Source organism: Rhizobacter sp. Root1221 (genome assembly GCF_001425785.1).
Lineage (GTDB): Bacteria > Pseudomonadota > Gammaproteobacteria > Burkholderiales > Burkholderiaceae_C > Rhizobacter.
The window spans coordinates 1-19,684 of the sequence record NZ_LMDI01000046.1; the positions used below are offsets into that span (position 1 = coordinate 1).

General features: G+C 69.9%; 13 protein-coding genes. 5 read left to right on the top strand and 8 right to left on the bottom strand.

Annotated elements, in window-relative coordinates; genetic code table 11:
- Positions 1-209: 209 nt before the first annotated feature.
- Together ASC87_RS25545 and ASC87_RS25550 are read right to left on the bottom strand one after the other, a co-directional pair.
- On the bottom strand, positions 210-1,469 hold the full coding sequence (locus tag ASC87_RS25545; RefSeq protein ID WP_056669587.1) for a hypothetical protein: 1,260 nt from the start codon (positions 1,467-1,469) through the stop codon (positions 210-212).
- 70 nt (positions 1,470-1,539) lie between these two features.
- Positions 1,540-2,637 (bottom strand): BMP family ABC transporter substrate-binding protein, encoded by a 1,098-nt coding sequence (locus tag ASC87_RS25550; protein ID WP_056669589.1) that lies wholly within the window; start codon positions 2,635-2,637, stop codon positions 1,540-1,542.
- A gap of 251 nt (positions 2,638-2,888) precedes the next feature.
- Here ASC87_RS25550 and ASC87_RS25555 point away from each other — a divergent pair, with 251 nt between their 5' ends.
- On the top strand, positions 2,889-6,248 hold the full coding sequence (locus tag ASC87_RS25555; RefSeq protein WP_056669592.1) for a LodA/GoxA family CTQ-dependent oxidase: 3,360 nt from the start codon (positions 2,889-2,891) through the stop codon (positions 6,246-6,248).
- Complete coding sequence (locus ASC87_RS25560) at positions 6,245-7,345, top strand: NAD(P)/FAD-dependent oxidoreductase (RefSeq protein ID WP_056669596.1); 1,101 nt, start codon at positions 6,245-6,247, stop codon at positions 7,343-7,345. Before ASC87_RS25555 ends, ASC87_RS25560 begins: the two co-directional genes overlap by 4 nt.
- Before the next feature lie 40 nt (positions 7,346-7,385).
- On the opposite strand, the gene ASC87_RS25565 is transcribed toward ASC87_RS25560, so the two are convergent.
- The 6 genes from ASC87_RS25565 to guaD all read right to left on the bottom strand — a co-directional run bounded on the left by ASC87_RS25565 (position 7,386) and on the right by guaD (position 14,631).
- Entirely contained in the window at positions 7,386-8,432 is a 1,047-nt protein-coding gene (locus ASC87_RS25565; protein WP_056669599.1) for an adenosine deaminase, read from the bottom strand.
- A gap of 127 nt (positions 8,433-8,559) precedes the next feature.
- On the bottom strand, positions 8,560-9,723 hold the full coding sequence (locus ASC87_RS25570) for a BMP family ABC transporter substrate-binding protein (protein ID WP_056669601.1): 1,164 nt from the start codon (positions 9,721-9,723) through the stop codon (positions 8,560-8,562).
- A gap of 61 nt (positions 9,724-9,784) precedes the next feature.
- Positions 9,785-10,705: an ABC transporter permease gene (locus ASC87_RS25575; protein WP_056669603.1), complete on the bottom strand. Its 921-nt coding sequence runs from the start codon at positions 10,703-10,705 to the stop codon at positions 9,785-9,787.
- Positions 10,705-11,787 carry an ABC transporter permease gene (locus ASC87_RS25580; RefSeq protein WP_056669605.1) on the bottom strand — a complete coding sequence of 361 codons (1,083 nt, stop codon included), beginning with the start codon at positions 11,785-11,787 and terminating at the stop codon, positions 10,705-10,707. Before ASC87_RS25580 ends, ASC87_RS25575 begins: the two co-directional genes overlap by 1 nt.
- Entirely contained in the window at positions 11,774-13,315 is a 1,542-nt protein-coding gene (locus ASC87_RS25585) for an ABC transporter ATP-binding protein (protein ID WP_056669607.1), read from the bottom strand. Before ASC87_RS25585 ends, ASC87_RS25580 begins: the two co-directional genes overlap by 14 nt.
- A complete protein-coding gene (guaD, locus tag ASC87_RS25590) occupies positions 13,309-14,631 on the bottom strand; it encodes a guanine deaminase (protein WP_056669617.1) in 1,323 nt (440 codons plus the stop codon). The genes ASC87_RS25585 and guaD overlap by 7 nt, the downstream gene beginning before the upstream one ends.
- 223 nt (positions 14,632-14,854) lie before the next feature.
- Here guaD and xdhA point away from each other — a divergent pair, with 223 nt between their 5' ends.
- From xdhA to xdhC, 3 genes are read left to right on the top strand one after another with little or no spacing between them, the layout of a single operon-like run.
- Positions 14,855-16,345, top strand: coding sequence for a xanthine dehydrogenase small subunit (xdhA, locus tag ASC87_RS25595; RefSeq protein ID WP_056669609.1), 1,491 nt, complete (start codon positions 14,855-14,857; stop codon positions 16,343-16,345).
- A 1-nt stretch (position 16,346) separates the two neighbouring features.
- Positions 16,347-18,704, top strand: coding sequence for a xanthine dehydrogenase molybdopterin binding subunit (xdhB, locus tag ASC87_RS25600; protein WP_056669612.1), 2,358 nt, complete (start codon positions 16,347-16,349; stop codon positions 18,702-18,704).
- Positions 18,698-19,477, top strand: a complete 780-nt coding sequence (gene xdhC, locus ASC87_RS25605; protein WP_056669614.1) for a xanthine dehydrogenase accessory protein XdhC — start codon at positions 18,698-18,700, stop codon at positions 19,475-19,477. The genes xdhB and xdhC overlap by 7 nt, the downstream gene beginning before the upstream one ends.
- Positions 19,478-19,684: the final 207 nt, after the last annotated feature.

The following is a 19,684-nucleotide window of genomic DNA, read 5'->3' on the forward strand; positions in this document are numbered from 1 at the left end:
AAAAGCTCGGGGAGATCGACCTACGGGAGTCCTGAGCTACCGACAATGTGTCAACCATGTCTCCGCACACCTGTCCACCATGTGTCCGGTCCACACACACACCAGCAAAAGAAGGGACTCGGCTGCCGGGCCGAGACCCGGCGCGGCCTCGCGCAGCGAGAAAACTCAACCCGCAGCGCGTAATGAGGGAGAGAGAGGGCCAAGCCCTCTCAGCGGAACGCCCACTCCAGATTGCAGGTGCTCACCGTCGCGTCGTAGGGATACGTGGTGTTCACGTTGTCACCCTGCACGCTGCGGTCTTCGTGGGAAACGCGGCAACCGAGCTTGAGGCTGCGCAGGGCCTGGTAGTACACCGACAGGTTCATGATGGTGGTGCGGTCGCGAGCGGTGCGGGCATCGGTCGTGGACGTGGTGCCGTCGCCGAGCGTGAACGCGTTGTCGAGCTTGCGGCGGCTGTAGTTCACGCCCGCATTGACGGTGATCTTCGACGTGGCATCCCACGTGACCCGCGCAGCCACGCTGTTGCGCACCTGGGTATCGCTCGATTCGGTGAGGAGGTTCAGGTCGGAATCGCTGCGGCCGGCGCCGGTGTCGCGCGAGGCCTGCAGGCGCAGCCGGGTCTTGCCGGTGAGGATCCAGTCGTAGCCGAGCAGGCCGGTGAAGTAGCGGCTGTCGCGCTGGCCCTGGAGGTTGTGTTCCTCGCGCGTGGAGCTCAGCCGCGCGTCGAACTTGCTGTTGCCGGTGGGTTTCCAGTTGAGCGACAGGTCGATGTCGTCACGGGTGAACTCGTCGGCCTCCTGGCCGCCAGCACCGCGGAAGTTCGGGTACTTGCCGTCGGTTCGGCGCACGCCCAGCCGTGCGCTCCACAGGTCGCTCGGGCTCAGGCGCACGCCGGCGTTGACGGCGCCCTGGCGCACATCGCGGTTCGACAGCGCGTCGAGTGAGTGTTCCGACTGCTCGTACGAATACCCGCCATCGAGGCTCCACAGCGTGACCAGGCCCACGCGGGCCCGCACGGCGCCGCCGGTGACCCGCAGCATGTCCTTCTCGGACTGCGTGCCTTCGGCCGAACTCAGGTCGTAGCGGCTGAGGCTGCTGCGGTCGTACACCACCACGTCACCGGACAACCGCTCGATGCTGGACCAGTCGAGCTGCAACCGCGTGTCGTGGTCGGTGTTGTTGAGCTGCTTGTTGTTCTTGAACCGGTTCGCGTTGACCGCCGCGCTGGCGCCGAGGCGCAGCCGGCCGAAGGGCTGGTCGATGCCGGCCAGCAATCCGGTGGACGAGATCACGTCGCGCGGTTGGGGCTGGCCGTCGGGTCGCCGGAAAACGTTCCAGTCGCCGGTGACGGCCTGGCTGACACCGAAGTAGTACGGGCTGGTTTCGGTGGCCGCCAGGGCCGGCAGGCTGGCCAGCAGCGTCACTGCGAGCAGGCTGGGCCGCCCGGGGAAGTTGAATCTCTGGGTCATGGTTTTTTCTGCGAAGCGCCGACAGGACCCTGCGAAAAGCAATCGCCGTGCCGCCAAAGTGCGAAGGATCTCACGTTTTCGGCAGGGTGCCCGTTACCCCCTGGACGAACCAGTTCATGCCGGCGATGGCCGAGTCGCCCATCGTGCCGCCGGCCTGCCGTTCGCGGCCGGTCTGATCGAGCAATCGACCGGAAAACGGGTGAAAGCGGCCGGCAATGATGTCCGCCTGGCGGGACTTGACGGCAGCGGTCACGGCGGCGGGGATGCCGGGGTGGAACGGCGCCAGGGTGACCAGGCCATCCTTCATGCCGCCCCAGGCGGGTTGGGCATGCCAGGTTCCGGCCAGCACCGCACGGGCCACCTGCGTGTAGTACGGCCCCCACTGGTGGGTCACGGCCGTCAGCTGGGCATCGGGGGCGAAGCGGCGCATGTCGCTCTGGTATGCGATCACCTTGATCCCCTTGTCCTGGGCGGTTTGGGCCACCGCGGTGGAGCCGCTGTGGTTCGTCAGCACGTCGGCGCCCTGGGCGATCAGCGCCAGCGCGGCCTCGCGTTCGCGCGGCGGGTCGAACCAGGTCTCGAGCCACAGCACCCGCACCTGGGCGCCGGGCCGCGCGGCGCGCATGCCGAGCGTGAAGGCGTTGATGCCCTGGATCACCTCGGGCACCGGGAACCCGGCCACGTAGCCGGCGATGCCGGTCTTGCTCGTCTTGCCGGCCAGGAACCCCGCCAGGTAGCGGCCCTCGTAGTACCGGGCGCTGTAGGTGTTGACGTTGGGCGCCGTGCGGTAGCCGCCGGCGTGTTCGAACGCCACGCCGGGGAATTCCGAGGCCACGCGCAGCGTGGGTTCGAGGTACCCGAAGCTGGTCGCGAAGATCAGCTTGTGGCCCTGGGCGGCGAGGTCGCGGATGACCCGCTCCGATTCGGCCCCTTCGGGCACCGACTCCACTGCCGTGGTGGTGACCTGCGCGCCGAGGGCCTTTTCCATGGCGCGGCGGCCGAGGTCGTGCTGGTAGGTCCAGCCGGCTTCACCGACCGGGCTCACGTACACGAACGCGACGGGGAGCGGGGGTTTGACTGCCGGCAGCTGGGCGCCGGCGAGGGGCGTGAGGGCGGCCGCGGAGATCGCGCACAGCAGGCGGCTGGCGCGGGCGAGGTTTTTGAACATGGTGTTCCTCTACATGGCCCCGGGGGTTGGAAGCAAAAGGACAAACGCCTGCGGGGGCACGCAGGCGCTCGGGTTGGAATTGTCGCAGACCGGCCGTCAGGGAATGCGCTCACGCCGTTGGATCGCCCGCAGCGTGCCTGCCTCACCCCCGCATGAACGAGGGCCCTTCCCCTCGATGAACGATGGGGTCGGGCGCCGGATCGCCTTTCATAGAGGCATGCGGGCATGTTGTCCCGCCAGGGAGAGAGCACATGGCCACCACCTACCGAATCCACCCGGCGATCGGCATCGCCCGCGTCGGCAACAGCCCGGAATTTTTCGTGGGCCCCGAACGCCTCGGCGAACGGCCCGACCCCACGGGCGGCTTCAAGGACGCGCAATGCCGCGTGAAGCGCCAGGCCGCACGCTTTCGCATCTTTGCCCACCACGACGACAACACCGTGGAGGAGATCACCGACAGCACCGCCGACATCGTCTGGTCCGTGCACCTGGCCAACCGCAAGGCGGCCTACAGCGGCCGGGGCAACAGCGAACCGGCCGGGGACCTGACCATCGACCCCGGGCCCCGCACCACCCACGCACCGAACCAGGTGCAGCTGTTCGACAACGGCGTGATCCGCTTCTCCGGCCAGTCGGCCGTCACCGTGCCGCTCGGCGAGATGCGCAGCGACGTGGACAACCGCCTGCTGGTGCTGGCGGGCGCGGGCACGTCGGCTTCGCCTGCGGGCAACGGCGTGGTGGATTTCTGGGGCAACCCGGGCTGGTACGACGACATCGCCGATGGCCCCGTGTCTGCCACGATCACCATCCGGGCCACGATGGCGACGCCCGCGGTGGAAGGCGCCTGGGTCATCACCGCACCGCCGAAGTTCGCGCCCCACCAGGACAGCCCCACCACGCTGTACGACCGCGTGCTGCAGGCGATGATCGACGCGGGCCATGTGGCACCCCCGGCCACCACGTCGTACACCCGCGACGTGTACCCGCTGCTGCAGCGGGCACGCGACACCCAGTGGGTCAAGGACACCTACGTGCACGGTTGGGCCGAGCCGGTGATGGCACCCGCCATGCGCACCGCGATCTTCAACAAGATGCGCCCCGCCGGCAACATGCCGCAACTCAATGGCAGCGATTCGGAGATCACGCCGACCCAGCTCGCGCACCTGCAGCGCTGGAAGGACGGCGGTGCCGATTTCACGAACGACTGGGCCGGCGTGCCGCTGCCGGAGGGCACGGTGTCGCCGCCGGGTCTCGACCGCGCGGCGCTCGAGGCTTGTGTGGGCGGGGCCTTTTTCCCCGGCATCGAGGCGGGTGGCAAGAGCGCCGGCAACCGCCCCATCGTCGAGGCGGCGTTCTACGCCGGGGCCTTCCGCATCGACCACGCCACGGTGACGCCCGGCAGCATCAGCGCATCGATGGCCTTGCCCTGGCAGGCCGACTTCTACGCCTGCGGTTCCAACTGGTGGCCGGTGCCCCGGCCGAACGACGTGATGCCCCAGGGCACGAGCGCGTACCAGTCGTGGTCGCGCGGCGTGGGCAGCTACGACGACATGATCGCGCACTGGCACACGCTCGGCTTCGTGGTGCAGCAGGGCGCGTCGCACGTGGAGGTGGAGCGGTGCGATACCGCGTCGATCACGCTGCTGACCCCGCACCTGCACTTCACCGACATCCCGCAGGGACCGATGGGCATGGTGCGCGAGCAGCCGCTGGCGATCACCTTCGAGGTGGTGTCGCCCGGATCGAGCGTGACGCTGGACTACGCCGTGCCGCCGGTGCACGCGCAGCTCGTGGCCGGCACCACCAGCACCACCGTGGGCCCCACGAGCGGCAGCGGCGTGGCCACCGCCCGGTTGTGGATCATCTACCGCACGGGCACGGACGGCTCGTCGATCCCCACGCAGACAGTGACCGTGCGCGAGCCGGTCAGCGGCCAGACGTGGGACGTGTTGATCGACGCCAACACCGTGGCCCGCCGCACCGCGGCCGTGGCGCTGGTGCTCGACCGGTCGGGCAGCATGGGCGAGGACCGGGGGGACGGGCAGACCAAGCACCGGTCGCTGCAGCAGGCCGCCGAGACCTTCGTCGACGTGATGCTGGAGGGGGACGGCGTGGGCCTCGTGCGCTACGACCAGGATGCCCAGGTGGTGCAACCGGTGCTGCAACTGGGCGCGGGCGGCATCTCCGACCTCAACCGCAGCAACACGCTCGATCTCATCCGCGGCAACAGCTTCGACCCGGCCGGTGCCACGTCCATCGGCGACGGCATCCACGAGGGGCGCCAGATCCTCGACACGGCCGCTGGCACGTACGACGTGAAGGCACTGGCCGTGCTGACCGATGGCGTGGAGAACCGCGAGCGCTACATTGCCGACGTGGCCGGCGAGATCAACGAACGCACATACGCCATCGGCCTTGGCACGCCGCAGAACACCAGCGCCGCGGCGCTGCAGACGGTGTCAGGCAACCACGGCGGCTTCCTGCTGGTGACCGGGGCGATCGGCACCGACAACCGCTTCCTGCTGCAGAAGTACTTCCTGCAGATCCTCGCCGGGGTGAGCCAGGCGGAGGTGGTGCTCGACCCCGACGGCCAGCTCGTCCCGGGTGTCGTGCAGCGCATCCCGTTCCAGCTGACCGAGGCAGACGCCGGCGTCGACGTGATCCTGCTGAGCCCGTACGTGAAGGCGGTGGACTTCCGGCTGCAGACCCCGAGCGGGCTGCTCCTGGAGCCTTGGCGTGCGCTGGCCGACCCGGCGATGCGGTACATCGCGGGCCGCGAGGTGAGCTGCTTCCGGCTCGTGCTGCCGGTGCAGCTGCAGGCCGATCGCTACGACCAGGGCGGCACGTGGCACGCGCTGCTGACGATCGGCAGCCCGAAGCTGCAGCCCACCGCCGGCCATGAACAGGGCATCGACGCGAGCATCGTGCGCGGCCTGCATGCCACGCCGGCGCAGCGGCGGCGGGCGATGCAGTCCACCGCGATCACCGGCGAACTGCAGCGCAGCTTCGCCGTGGCCCAGGCCGCCAACGCCAGCGCGCCGGCCGCCACCCGCGGCCAGCGCGCGTTGCCGTACAGCCTGCTGGTGCACAGCTGGTCGTCGGTGGCGCTGCGGGCCGAGTTGCTCCAGGCCAGCCACGAGCCGGGGGCGCGCGTGGACGTGTCGGCGGTCTTGACGCAGTCCGGCATCCCGCTCGACGGCCAGGCGGCCGTCTGGGCCGACGTGACCCGGCCCGACGGGTCCAGCTTCACGCTGGTGCTGCTGGCCACCGAGCCGGGCCGCCACGCGGCCAGCTTCATCGCCGGCAGCCCCGGCGTGCACAAGCTGCGCCTGCGGGCGCGTGGCCAGACCCGCAAGGGGATGACGTTCACGCGTGAACAGACGCTGACCGCGGTGGTGTGGCGTGGGGGTGACCGCGACCCGGTGCCGGGCGGCGGCCGCCGCCACGACGGCTTGTGCGAATGGCTCGAATGCCTGCTGCGCCGCGGCGGGGTCATCCAGCCCGAGCTGGAGAAGCGCCTGCGCGAAGCGGGCCTCGACCTGGAAGCTCTGCGCAAGTGCGTCGCGGGCCATTGCGACGACCGCGGCCGCGACCCGCGGAACGAGGGATGAGCGCCACCGTGTTCGACGTGGCCGTGGTGGGCGCGGGCCCCGCCGGGGCCGCCACGGCCCGCCGGCTGGCGCTGGCCGGCCGGCGGGTGGTGCTGCTCGAGCGGTCGCGGTTCGACGTGCCGCGGGTCGGGGAATCGCTCGCACCGAACGTGCAGCCGCTGCTGCGTGAACTGGGTGTGTGGCCGGGTTTCGTGGCGCTGTCACCCCGGCCGTCGTGGGGCACACGCAGCGTGTGGGGCGAGCCCGAGGAACGTGCCCACTCGCACGTGTTCCACCCGTTCGGCTGCGGGTGGCACGTGGACCGGCGGGCGTTCGACCACCTGCTCGCGGACGCGGCCGTGGCCGCGGGCGCGGTGTTGCTGACCGGCGAGACCGTGCGCGATGCGGCGTTCGACGATGGCCTGTGGCACCTCCCCGCGCAGCGACTGTGCGCGCGGGTGCTGGTGGACGCCACCGGCCGCAGCGCGAAGCTGGCGCGGCACCTCGGGGCGAAGCGGCTGCTGTTCGACCGCCTCGTGGGCGTGGCCACCCGTTGGACGGGTGTGGGGGAGACCGAGCGGGGGCACCTGCTCGTTGAATCGGCACCGGACGGGTGGTGGTATTCCGCACCGCTGCCGGAGGATGGCGCGATGGTCACGATGCTGATGACCGACGCCGACCTGTGCGCCACGCGCCGCTTGCACGACACCGGCCAATGGATGGCAGCGATGCGCCAGGCGCCGTCGACCTGGCAGCGCCTGGCCGGGGCCCGTCGCACGTCGCCCCCGCAGGCCTGGAACGCCCACAGCCAGCGCATGTTGAGCCCGGGCGCCAGCGGCGGCCCGTGGCTGGCGGTGGGGGATGCGGCGCTGGCGGTGGACCCGGTGTCGGGCAGCGGGGTGCTGCGCGCGTTGCGCACCGCGAAGGCGGCGGCCGAGGCCGTGGAGGCGGTCCTGCGCCGGCCGGGCGATGCCGCGGCGGTGATGGCGGCCTACGAAGCCGACCGCGACGACGAATGCTCGGCCTACCTGCCCGAACGCGCCCGGTACTACGCCGCCGAACCGCGGTTCGATTCGCCGTTCTGGCGGCGCCGGCACCTGGCCGGGTTCAGAGGCTGAGAGTTTTTCGAGCGGGCATGATCGAAAGACTCTCAGCCTCTCAGGCCGCCTGGAAGACCTGGTCGAGCGCCGAGCGCCACTTCGCCTTGAGCGCCGGGTCCACGAAGCTGGCCTCGAAGCTGTTGGCCGCGAGCGTGTGGGCGTCGCGCGCGGTCAATTGCGGCAGCCCCTCGAACGTCTCGAGGAAGTTCTGGTTCATGTACCCGCCGAAGTAGGCAGGGTCGTCGGAGTTGACCGTGACACAGAGGCCCGCCGCCAGCAGCGTGGCGAGGTTGTGGTCGGCCATCGTGCCGTACACGCACAGCTTCACGTTCGACAGCGGGCACACCGTGAGGGGCACCCGTTCGGCGGCGAGGCGCTTGACGAGCGCGGGGTCCTCGACACAGCGCACGCCGTGGTCGATGCGTTCCACCTTCAGCACGTCGAGCGCCGTGGTGATGTAGGCCGCGGGGCCCTCCTCGCCGGCGTGGGCCACGAGGCGCAGGCCCAGTTCGCGGCAGCGGGCGAACACCCGCGCGAACTTCTCGGGCGGGTTGCCACGTTCGCCGCTGTCGAGGCCCACGCCCACGAACTGGTCGCGGAAGGGCAGCGCCTGCTCGAGCGTCTCGAACGCGGCTTCTTCGCTCAGGTGGCGCAGGAAACACATGATCAGCAGCGCGCTGATGCCGAGGTCGCGCTGTGCGGTCTGGCAGGCGCGGGTGAGGCCGTCGATCACCGTCTTGAACGGCACGCCGCGGCCGGTGTGCGTCTGCGGATCGAAGAACAGCTCGGCGTGAACGACGTGGTCGGCCTTCGCGCGGTGGAAGTACGCCATCGCCATGTCGAAGAAGTCTTCCTCCTTCAGCAACACGCTCGCGCCGGCGTAGTAGATGTCGAGGAAGCTCTGCAGGTCGGTGAACGCGTACGCGGCGCGCAGCGCCTCGACGTTCGGGTAGGGCAGGCTCACCCCGTTGCGCTGGGCCAGCGCGAAGATCAGCTCGGGTTCGAGCGACCCCTCGATGTGGATGTGCAACTCCGCCTTCGGCATGGCGCGCAGCAGCGCGGGCAGGCGGTCGCGGGGGATGGCGTCGAGCGTGGTCGTGTTCATGGGCGGATTGTCCTCTCCATTCGTCGTCCCGGCGAAGGCCGGGACCTCTGCCGGTGCACCTGGCACCGTTCGAGATCCCGGCCTGCGCCGGGATGACCGGGGGCCCCGGCGTGGCCGGGGCTGCCGGTCATTTCCCCGGCACCTTGCCTTCCACACCCTTCACATAGAACGTGATCCCGCTCATGAACTTGTCATCGGCCACCTCGTCCTTCTTCAGCACTTCCTTGCCGTCGGAACCCACGATGGGGCCCTTCCAGATCGAGAAGCTGCCGTCCTTCAGGCCGGCCTTGACGGTTTCGACCTTGGCCTTGATGTCGGCGGGCACCTTGTCGGAGATGGACACGATGTCGATCGCACCTTCCTTCACGCCCCACCACGCGCTGCCGGTGGCCCACTTGCCATCCAGGGCCTCCCGCGTGGCCTTGATGTAGTACGGCGCCCAGTTGATGATGGACGAAGCCAGGTGGGCCTGCGGGCCGTAGGCGGTCATGTCGCTGTCCCAGCCGAAGGCGTACTTGCCCTTGGCCTCGGCCGTCTTGAGCACCGCGTTGGAGTCGGTGTTCTGCATCAGCACGTCGGCGCCGCCGTTGATCAGCGACGTGGCGGCTTCGGTTTCCTTCGGTGGGTTCAGCCACTCGTTGACCCAGACCACCTTGGTCTTGATCTTCGGGTTCACGCTCTGTGCGCCGAGGGTGAACGAGTTGATGTTGCGGATTACCTCGGGGATGGGCACCGAACCCACGACACCGAGGGTGTTCGACTTGGTCATGGCCCCGGCGATGATGCCGGCCATGTACGCGCCCTCGTACGTGCGGCTGTCGTAGGTGCGCACGTTCTCGGCGGTCTTGAAGCCGGTGGCGTGTTCGAACTTCACGTCCTTCAGCTCGGGGGCCACCTTGAGGATGGGCTCCATGTAGCCGAACGTGGTGCCGAAGATCAGCTTGGCGCCCTGGCCGGCCTGGTCGCGGAACACCCGCTCGGCGTCGGCCCCTTCGGGCACGCTTTCGATGTAGCTGGTGGTGATCTTGTCGCCGAATTCCTTTTCGAGCGCCTTGCGGGCGTTGTCGTGCGCGAAGGTCCAGCCGCCGTCGCCGATGGTGCCCACGTACACGAAGGCGACCTTCAGCGGATCGGGCTTGGCCGGTGCCGGTGCGGCGGCGGATGCGGCATCAGGCGCCGGTGCCGGCGCGGCTTCCTCGGCCTTCTTGCCGCAGCCCACGAGGGCAGCGGTGGCGGCGATCGTGGACCACCCTGCGATGGACAGCAGGGCACGTTTCGAAAGGTGGGTCATGTCTTCTCCAGGAAAAAAGCGGAACATCACGCGAGGGTCGAACAACGGCCGGGGAGGGGTGTCATCCCCCGGGTGAAAACGGCTTGCCCAGCGACGCGGGCATGTTGACGCGGGTCCACGCGGCATTGCGCGAGATCAGCACCAGCACCGCGATGGTGGCGAGGTAGGGCAGCATGCTGAGGATCTGGCTCGGCACGTCGATGCCCTCGGCCTGCAGGTGGAGCTGCAACATCGTCACGCCGCCGAACAGGTAGGCTCCCAGCAATACCCGTGCCGGTCGCCACGTGGCAAACGCCGTCAGCGCGAGCGCGATCCAGCCCTTGCCGGCGATCAGCCCCTCGATCCACGACGGCGTGTACACCACCGACACGTAGGCGCCCGACAGGCCGCACAGCGCCCCGCCGGCCATCACCGCGGCCATGCGGATGCGGCGCACCGGGTAGCCGAGGGCGTGGGCCGACTCGGGCGACTCACCCACGGCCCGCAGCACCAGGCCCGCGCGCGAGCGGTACAGGAACCAGATCATGGCCACCGTGAGCGCCACGGCCACGTACACGAGCGGGTGGTGGCGGAACAGGGCCGGGCCGGCGAACGGCAGGTCGGCGAGGCCCGGGAGGTCGTAGTGCGCACGCGGCGGCAGCGTCTCCTTCGTGTAGCGCAGCCCCATGAACGCCGAGAACCCCGCACCGAAGAGGCTCAACGCGAGGCCGGTGGCGTACTGGTTGGTATTGAGCCAGATCACGAGGTAGCCGAAACTTGCGGCCATCAGCGCGCCAGCGGCCATGCCCGCGGCAAACCCGATCCAGTCGTTGCCGGTGTGGACCACGGTGGCGTAGCCGGCGAGCGCGGCCACCAGCATCATTCCCTCGGCGCCCAGGTTGAGGATGCCGGCGCGTTCGTTGATCAGCAGGCCGAGTGCGGCGAACGCGAGCACGGTGCCGGCGCTCAGCGTGGTGGCGAGGAGCAGGGGCCAGGCTTCCATCATGCGGCCCCCACGGCACGGGCCGGCGTGGTGCGCCAGCGCAACCGGTACGCGATCAGCGTGTCGCACGCGAGCAGCGTGAACAGCAGCAGGCCCTGGAACACGCCGGTGAGCGACTTGGGCAGGCCCATGCGCGTCTGCGCGAGTTCACCGCCGATGTAGAAGAGGCTCATCAGCACCGCCGAGAACACCATGCCCACCGGGTGCAAGCGCCCCACGAAGGCCACGATGATGGCGGCGAAGCCGTAGCCCGCCGGCACGTACGGCGTGAGCTGTCCCTGCGGCCCGGCCACGTCGAGCGCACCGGCCAGGCCCGCCATGCCGCCCGACACCAGCAGCGCCACCCACAGCGCCCGGCGCGACGAAAAACCCGCGTACCGCGCGGCCGCCGGTGCGAGGCCGCCCACCTGCAGCTGGAACCCTGCGTAGGTGCGGAACAGGAACACCCACAGCACCCCCACGCTCACGAGCGCGAGCAGCGAGCCGATGTTCACCCGCAGCCCCGTGAACAGCCGCGGCACCTGCGTGCCGGCCGCGAACCGCACGGTCTGCGGGAAGTTGTAGCCGGCGGGGTCCTTCCACGGGCCGTAGACGAAGTAGCCGAGCAGCAGCGTGGCCACGTAGACGAGCATCAGGCTCACGAGGATCTCGTTGGCGTTGGCCTTGTCGCGCAGGAACGCGACGATGCCGGCCCACGCCATGCCACCGGCCACGCCGGCCAGCAGCACGGGCACCACCATCCAGCCCCCGGTGTCCGGGCCGGCCAGCATGGCCATGCCGCCCGCGGCCGTGGCGCCCACGATGAACTGCCCTTCGGCGCCGATGTTCCAGATGTTCGAGCGGAAGCACACGGCGAGGCCGAGGGCGATCAGCAGCAGCGGCGTGGCCTTCAGTGCCAGTTCGGAGAGCGCATAGCCGTTCTTCAGCGGCTCGACGAAGAAGATCTGCAGCGCGCGGACCGGGTCCTTGCCGAGCAGCACGAACATCGCGATGCCGATCAGCATCGTGATGGCCAGCGCCAGCACCGGTGAGAGGAGCGACATCGCCTTGCTCGGGGCAGGGCGGGCTTCAAGTTGCAGCATGGGGGACTTTTCCGGAGGGTTCTTCTGGGGTGGTGGCGCCGTTCCACAGCCCCGACATCCACTCACCGATGCGCCCGCGCGTGGCGTCGCGCGTGGCGATGGACGGGGATACGCGGCCCTTGGCCATCACCAGCAGGCGGTCGGACACCTCGAACAACTCGTCGAGTTCCTCGCTGACCACCAGCACGGCGCAGCCGCCGTCGCGCAGCGCGAGCAGGCTCGCGCGGATCTGCGCCGCGGCGCCCACGTCCACGCCCCAGGTGGGCTGCGACACGATCAGGAGCTTCGGGCGGGCGTCGATTTCCCGTCCCATGATGAATTTCTGCAGGTTGCCGCCCGACAGGCTCTTGGCCGGCGCGGCGGCCCCGCCCGCCTTCACGTTGAAGCCCTGGATCAGCTGGTTCGTCAGCTTGACCACGGCCCCGGTGTCGATCCAGCCGCGGGGGCTCACGGCGTGGGTGCGGGTGAGCAGGGTGTTCTGCGAGAGCGAGAGGCTCGGCACGGCGCCACGGCCCAGGCGCTCCTCGGGCACGAAGTGCAGGCCGGCGGCCCGGCGCTCGCGCGGCGTGTGGTGGCCGATGGCCTTGCCATGCAGGCGCACGGTTTCCGGTTCGGCGCGCGGGTCTTCGCCCGAGAGCGCTGCCATCAGCTCCTGCTGCCCGTTGCCGGACACCCCGGCGATGCCGACGATCTCGCCTTCGTTGACCTGCAGCCACACGTTGTCGAGCGCCATGCCGAACGGGTTCTGCTTCGGCAGCGTCAGGCCCTTGACCTGCAGCACCGTGGCGCCCGGCGCCGACACGCGGTGCCGCAGCGCTGGCGGCTCCGCGCCGATCATCAGGCGCGACAGGCTCGCGTTGGTTTCCTGCGCGGGGTTCACCTCGCCGGTGACCTTGCCGCCGCGCAGCACCGTGCACTGGTGGCACAGCGCGCGGATCTCGTCGAGCTTGTGGCTGATGTAGAGGATGCTGCAACCTTCGTTGGCGAGCTTTCGCAACACCACGAACAGCTTCTCGACGGCCTGCGGCGTGAGCACCGACGTGGGTTCATCGAGGATCAGCAGCTTCGGGTTCGTCATGAGCGCGCGCACGATCTCCACACGCTGGCGTTCACCCACCGACAGCGTGTGCACCGGGCGCCACGGGTCGATGTCGAGGCCGTAGGTGCCTGCCACCTCGTTAATGCGTTGGGTGATCTGCTTCAGCGACGGGCCTTTGCCAAGGCCCAGCCACACGTTCTCGGCCACCGTGAGCGTGTCGAACAGGCTGAAGTGCTGGAACACCATGCTGATGCCCAGCGTCCGCGCCTCGTGCGGATTGCGCACCTGCACCACCTCGCCGTTCCAGCGGATGGTGCCTTCGTCGGGCCGCACCGCGCCGTAGATCATCTTCATCAGCGTGGACTTGCCCGCGCCGTTTTCGCCGAGCACGGCGTGGATTTCACCGGGTTTCACGCGCAGCGACACACGGTCGTTCGCGCGGACGGAGGGGTATTGCTTGCTGATGTCCTGCAGCTCGAGTCTCAGCATGGTGCGGGGGCGCGTTGGAAACGGGGGACGCCGGCAATGTACGCGGCGGCGAGGTTGCGGTCGTCGGCGAGGGTCATCCACGCGAATACCTGCTCGTGCAGCGCGGTGGCCACGCTGTGGCGGCGTTCGGCGACGGCCCCGGTGGCCCAGTCCCACACGCACACGTCGGCCGTGGCGCCCGCGTCGAGCGAGCCGATCTCGTGGCCGAGGCCCAGGGCGTGCGCGGCGCCGCGTGTGGATGCATGCAGCGCCGTCCACGCCGACAGGCGTTCGCCACGCATCGCCTGCACCTTGTAGGCGTCGGCCAGGTTGCGGGGGATGGAGAGGCTGGTGCCACCGCCCACGTCGGACGCCACGCTGACCGCCACGCCGGCAGCCTCGGCGGCACGCCAGTCGAACAGGCCGCTGCCGAGGAAGAGGTTCGACGACGGGCTGTGGGCGATCTGCGCGCCGGCGGCGTGCAGCGCGGCGCGGTCGGTGTCGTCGAGCCAGATGCCGTGGGCGAACACGCCGCGGGCGTTCAGCAGGCCGGCGCGAGCGTACACGTCGAGGTAGCTGCGGGCCTCCGGGAACAACTCGGCCACCCATCGCACCTCGTCCTGGTTCTCGGCGACGTGGGTCTGCATGTAGACCCCCGGGTGGGTGGCGCACAGGCGGCCGGCCATGGCCAGTTGTTCCGGGGTGCTGGTGGGTGCGAAGCGCACGGTGACCGCGTACGACAGCCGGCCGTGGCCGTGCCAGCGGGTGATGAGGTCGGTGCAGTCGCGTTCGGCCTGGTCCACGTCGTCGCGCAGGCCGTCGGGCGCGTGGCGGTCCATCAGCACCTTGCCGGTGATGAGCCGCATGCCGCGCGCCTCCCCGGCGGCGAACAGCGTGTCGGCGCTGACCTTGTGGACGGTGGCGAACACGACGGCGCTGGTGGTGCCGTGGGCGATCAGCGCGTCGAGGAACCGTGCGGCGCCGGCCTCGGCTTCGGCGGGGTCGGCATAACGGCGTTCGGCCGGGAAGGTGTAGGTGTCGAGCCAGTCGAGCAGGGCGGTGCCGTGGCTCGCGATCACGTCGAGCTGCGGGCTGTGCACGTGGGTGTCGATGAACCCGGGGAGGATCAGCCGGCCGCGGTGGTCGACGGCCTGCCACGACGGGTCGAGCGGCTCGGCAGCCGGCTGGGCGCCGGTGATGCGCCCGCCGTCGATGAGCAGCCAGTGGTCGGGCCGGAAACGCACCGCGCTGGACGCGGTTTCACCCCAAACCGGGGCGGCGGTGAAATCGAGCAGGTCGCCGCGCAGCGCCAGTCGGGAAGGAGGGGAAACGGCCATGTTCAGGCGGGGTTGGGCGGCAGTGCAAAGGTGAGGGTCGGCATGCCACATGCTTGTTCCATGCCAGCCCGAGGGATGCTCGTGTTGTATTCCACACCCGGTGTCATAAGATTTGAAGGAAGGTCGGCTTGCAGAGGCGCCATCCGCACATCGTATACACACCGCGCCCGAAGGTGGATACCGTTCCCCACGTAATTTTCTCGGCCTGCCACGAACCGCCCGCATGATTTCCCAACCCATCCGCTTCTTCCACCGTGGCCAGATCGTGGCCGTGGACGGCCTTCATCCCACCCGCTCCGTGCTCGACTGGCTGCGGGAGGACGCCTCGTGTTCCGGCACCAAAGAGGGGTGCAACGAGGGCGATTGCGGCGCATGCACCGTGGTGGTGGGTGAGCGCCACGGCGATGGCCTGCGCCTCGAGACCGTCAACGCCTGCATCCAGTTCCTCCCCACGCTCGACGGCAAGGCGCTGTTCTCGGTGGAAGACCTGAAACCGCTGGCCGGCGGCCAGCTGCATCCCACGCAGCAGGCCATGGTCGACTGCCACGGCTCGCAATGCGGGTTCTGCACGCCGGGGTTCGTGATGTCGCTGTGGTCCACCTACGAACACCACCAGGCCTGCGGCACGCGGCCCACCCGCCAGGCGCTGGCCGACGACCTGTCCGGCAACCTGTGCCGCTGCACCGGCTACCGCCCCATCCTCGACGCGGGCGAGCGCATGTTCGACCTGCCCCCGGTGCGCCTCGACACGGCACCCGCCGTGGCCGCCCTGCGCACGCTCGCCGCTGGCAGCGACGGCTTCGTGTATGCCGCGCCGAACCCGCAGGCCGGCGGCCGCATCGACCACTTCCACGCGCCCAGGTCCATCGACGCGCTGGCGCGCCTGTTCGAAGGGTTGCCGCAGGCCCGGCTGCTGGCCGGCTGCACCGACATCGGCCTGTGGGTCAACAAGCAGTTCCGGGACGTGGGTGACCTGATCTCCGTGGCCCGGGTGCCCGAGCTGCAGCGCCTTGAACCCACGGTGGAGGGCCTGTACATCGGCGCGGGCGTGTCGCTCGAAGCCGCCTGGGCCGCGCTGGTGGCCCGCCACCCGGCGCTCACCGACGTGTGGTTGCGCTTCGCGTCCCCGCCCATCCGGCACGCCGGCACGATGGGTGGCAACGTCGCGAACGGCTCGCCCATCGGCGACGCACCGCCGGTGCTGATGGCCCTCGACACGCTGGTGGAACTGCGCCGCGGCGACCGCACCCGCCGGCTGCCCCTCGCCGACTTCTACACCGGCTACCTGAAAAACCGCCTGGAGCCCGGCGAGTTCCTGGTGGGCCTCGTGGTGCCCCACACCGCGGCGCAGGTGCGTGCGTACAAGGTCAGCAAGCGGTTCGATTCCGACATTTCGGCGTTGTGTGCCGGGCTCGCCATCGAACTCGGCGGCGGCACGGTGACTTCCGTGCGCCTCGCGTACGGCGGGATGGCGGCCACGGTGAAACGTGCCGCCGCGGCCGAGGCCGCGGTGCTGGGCCAGCCGTGGACCGAGGCCACCGTGCGGGCCGCCCAGCAAGCGCTCGCCACCGACTTCCAACCCCTCACCGACCTGCGCGCGAGCGACACCTACCGCCTCCAGGTGGCGCAGAACCTGCTGAAACGCTTCTGGCTCGAAACCCGCGAGGCCCACCCGCTGCCCGCGTCGGCCACCAGCGTGTTCGCCCGAGCCTGACATGAACAAGCCCATCGACCCCTTCCTCGCCCAGGCCCAGGGCGCCCGCGTGGGTGTCAGCCGCCCGCACGAATCGGCCCACCTGCACGTGGCGGGCGAAGCCCCCTACGTGGACGACCTGCCCGAACTCACCGGCACGCTGCACGCGGCGCTCGGGCTGTCGCCGGTGGCCCGTGGCCGCCTCACGGGCCTCGCGCTCGACACGATCCGTGCGCTGCCCGGTGTGGTGGCCGTGCTGTCCGCGGCCGACCTGCCGGGTGTCAACGACTGCGGTGCCCTCGAACACGACGACCCCATCCTGGCCGACGGCGAGGTGCGGTACGTGGGCCAGCCGGTGTTCGCGGTGATCGCCCGCACGCGCGACGCGGCCCGGCGTGCCGCCGCCCGCGCGAAGGACGTGCTCTCCATCGACCCGTTGCCACCGCTGCTGACGCCACAGGCGGCCCATGCTGCAGGCCAGTACGTGGTGCCCCCCGCGCACCTGGTGCGCTCCACCCACCCGGGCGGGGTGGCCGGGGCCATCGCCGCCGCGCCGCACCGGCTGCAGGACACCTGGTTCGTGGGCGGCCAGGAACAGTTCTACCTCGAAGGCCAGATCAGCTACGCCGTGCCGCAGGAAGATGGTGGCGTGCTCGTGCACTGCTCCACGCAGCATCCGAGCGAGATGCAGCACCTGGTGGCGCATGTGCTGAACCTGTCGTCGAACCAGGTGCAGGTGGTGTGCCGCCGCATGGGTGGCGGGTTCGGTGGGAAGGAGTCGCAGTCGGCCGTGTTCGCGTGCATCGCGGCCATCGCGTGCCGGCAGCTCGGCAAGCCGGTGAAGCTGCGCCCCGACCGCGACGACGACTTCCTCATCACCGGCCGCCGCCACTGTTTCCACTACGACTACGACGTGGGCTTCGACGACGACGGCCGCGTGCTCGGCAGCGAGATCACGATGGTCTCGCGGGCGGGCCACTCGGCCGACCTGTCGGCACCGGTGATGACCCGCGCGCTGTGCCACTTCGACAACGCCTATTGGTTGCCCGACGTGGCCATCCACGGCTACTCGGCCAAGACCAACACCCAGTCCAACACCGCGTTCCGCGGCTTCGGCGGGCCGCAGGGTGCCATCGCCATCGAGTACATCCTCGACTCCATCGCCCGCCGCCTCGGCAAGGACCCGCTCGACGTGCGCCGCGCCAACTTCTACGGCGTGGACGAGCGCAACGTCACGCCGTACGGCCAGACGGTGGAAGACAACCAGATCGCCCCGCTCGTGGCCCAGCTCGAAGCGCGCAGCGGCTATCGTGCGCGTCGCACCGAGATCGCGGCGTTCAATGCCACGAGCCCCGTGCTCAAGCGGGGCCTGGCGTTCACCCCGGTCAAGTTCGGCATCTCGTTCAACGTGGTCCACCTGAACCAGGCGGGCGCACTCGTGCACATCTACGCCGACGGCTCCATCCTCGTGAACCACGGCGGCACCGAGATGGGCCAAGGCCTCAACACGAAGGTGGCGCAGGTGGTGGCGCACGAGCTGGGCGTGAACTTCGAGCGGGTGCGCGTGACGGGCACCGACACGCAGAAGGTGGCCAACACGTCGGCCACTGCCGCGTCCACCGGCGCCGACCTGAACGGCAAGGCCGCGCAGGATGCCGCACGCCAGTTGCGCGAGCGGCTGGCCGCGTTCATCGGCCCCAGGCACCACACCACCGACGTGCGGTTCGCCGGCGACACCGTGTGGGTGGGGGGCCAGGCCGTCCCGTTCACCGAGGTGGTCAAGCAAGCGTACTTCGCACGTGTGCAGCTGTGGTCCGACGGCTTCTACGCCACGCCGGGCCTGCACTGGAACCGCGAAACGATGCAGGGCAAGCCGTTCTTCTACTTCGCCTACGGTGCGGCCGTGAGCGAGGTGGTGGTGGACACCCTCACCGGCGAATGGAAGCTGTTGCGCGCCGACGTGCTTCACGACGTGGGGCGTTCGCTGAACCCGGCCATCGACATCGGCCAGGTGGAAGGGGCGTTCATCCAGGGCATGGGCTGGCTCACCACCGAGGAACTCGTGTGGCACCCGGCGGACGGGTCCCCGCGTGCCGGGCTGCTCACCACCCACGCCCCCAGCACCTACAAGATCCCCACTGCCAACGACTGCCCGCCGGTGTTCGACGTGCAGCTCTACGACGCCGACAACGCGTCCGAGACCATCCACCGCAGCAAGGCGGTGGGTGAGCCGCCGCTGCTGCTGCCGTTCTCCGTGTTCTTCGCGATCCGCGATGCCATCTCCGCCGCGGGCGGGCACCGCACCGACCCGCCGTTGCAGGCCCCCGCCACCCCCGAAGCCATCCTGCGGGCACTCGGCGCGGTGGCGGCCGGATGCTGAAGGACATCGCCACCCGCTGGGTCGCTTCCGGGCGGCCCGCGGTGCTCGTGACGGTGGCCGAGGCGAAGGGGTCGGTGCCGCGTGACACCGGCACGCGCATGCTGGTGGCGGCCCATGCGTGCGAGGGCACCATCGGCGGGGGGCACCTCGAACTGCAGGCCATCGCCACGGCGCGCGAGATGCTGGCGTCGGGCCGGATGGCAGCGCAGTCGGTGCACCAGGCCCTGGGGCCTGCGCTCGGTCAATGCTGTGGCGGGGCCGTGACGCTGGCGTTCGGGGCGCTCGATGCCGCCGAACTGGCCCGGTGGCCCACGCAGCCGCGCTTTCACCTGCAGCTGTACGGTGCCGGTCATGTGGGGCGTGCCGTGGCGCGGCTGCTGGCCACGCTCGACGTCACGGTGGACTGGATCGACGAGCGGGAAGAGGAATTCACGGCCACGCCCGACCACATCCGCCGGGTGGCGGTGGATGCGGTGGAAGGGGAGGTGGCGAATGCCCCACCGGGCGCGTTCTACCTGGTGCTGACGCATCGCCACGACCTCGACGAACGCATCGCAGAAGCCATCCTGCGGCGCGGCGATTTCGCCTTTTTCGGGCTGATCGGCTCGCGCACGAAACGGCAGCGGTTCATCCACCGGTTCGAGGAGCGTGGTGTGCCGCCCGATGTCATCGCGCGCATGACGTGCCCGATCGGTGTGCCGGGCATCGTTGGCAAGGAGCCTGAGGTGATCGCCGTGGCGGTGGTGGCGCAGTTGTTGGCTGTCACGCCCTGAGTGCCCCCCCGGCTCGCTCTCTGTCACCCCGGCGAAGGCCGGGGCCTCCACCGGTGGCCACGCAGAACAGCGGTGCGATCAGCCACCGGTGGGGCTCCCGGCTTTCGCCAATGGGATGGACGCCCCACCCCTAACGGCATCGATGTGCCAAAGTGGAAGTGTCTAAGCAACCACTGACGAAAGCGAGGCGTCCACCATGAAGGTTAA

Excerpts from the sequence above, each read along its gene's own strand:
- ASC87_RS25545 (WP_056669587.1), bottom strand. The coding sequence starts at position 1,469 with ATGACCCAGAGATTCAACTTCCCCGGGCGGCCCAGCCTGCTCGCAGTG.
- ASC87_RS25550 (WP_056669589.1), bottom strand. The coding sequence starts at position 2,637 with ATGTTCAAAAACCTCGCCCGCGCCAGCCGCCTGCTGTGCGCGATCTCC.
- ASC87_RS25555 (WP_056669592.1), top strand. The coding sequence starts at position 2,889 with ATGGCCACCACCTACCGAATCCACCCGGCGATCGGCATCGCCCGCGTC.
- ASC87_RS25560 (WP_056669596.1), top strand. The coding sequence starts at position 6,245 with ATGAGCGCCACCGTGTTCGACGTGGCCGTGGTGGGCGCGGGCCCCGCC.
- ASC87_RS25565 (WP_056669599.1), bottom strand. The coding sequence starts at position 8,432 with ATGAACACGACCACGCTCGACGCCATCCCCCGCGACCGCCTGCCCGCG.
- ASC87_RS25570 (WP_056669601.1), bottom strand. The coding sequence starts at position 9,723 with ATGACCCACCTTTCGAAACGTGCCCTGCTGTCCATCGCAGGGTGGTCC.
- ASC87_RS25575 (WP_056669603.1), bottom strand. The coding sequence starts at position 10,705 with ATGGAAGCCTGGCCCCTGCTCCTCGCCACCACGCTGAGCGCCGGCACC.
- ASC87_RS25580 (WP_056669605.1), bottom strand. The coding sequence starts at position 11,787 with ATGCTGCAACTTGAAGCCCGCCCTGCCCCGAGCAAGGCGATGTCGCTC.
- ASC87_RS25585 (WP_056669607.1), bottom strand. The coding sequence starts at position 13,315 with ATGCTGAGACTCGAGCTGCAGGACATCAGCAAGCAATACCCCTCCGTC.
- guaD (WP_056669617.1), bottom strand. The coding sequence starts at position 14,631 with ATGGCCGTTTCCCCTCCTTCCCGACTGGCGCTGCGCGGCGACCTGCTC.
- xdhA (WP_056669609.1), top strand. The coding sequence starts at position 14,855 with ATGATTTCCCAACCCATCCGCTTCTTCCACCGTGGCCAGATCGTGGCC.
- xdhB (WP_056669612.1), top strand. The coding sequence starts at position 16,347 with ATGAACAAGCCCATCGACCCCTTCCTCGCCCAGGCCCAGGGCGCCCGC.
- xdhC (WP_056669614.1), top strand. The coding sequence starts at position 18,698 with ATGCTGAAGGACATCGCCACCCGCTGGGTCGCTTCCGGGCGGCCCGCG.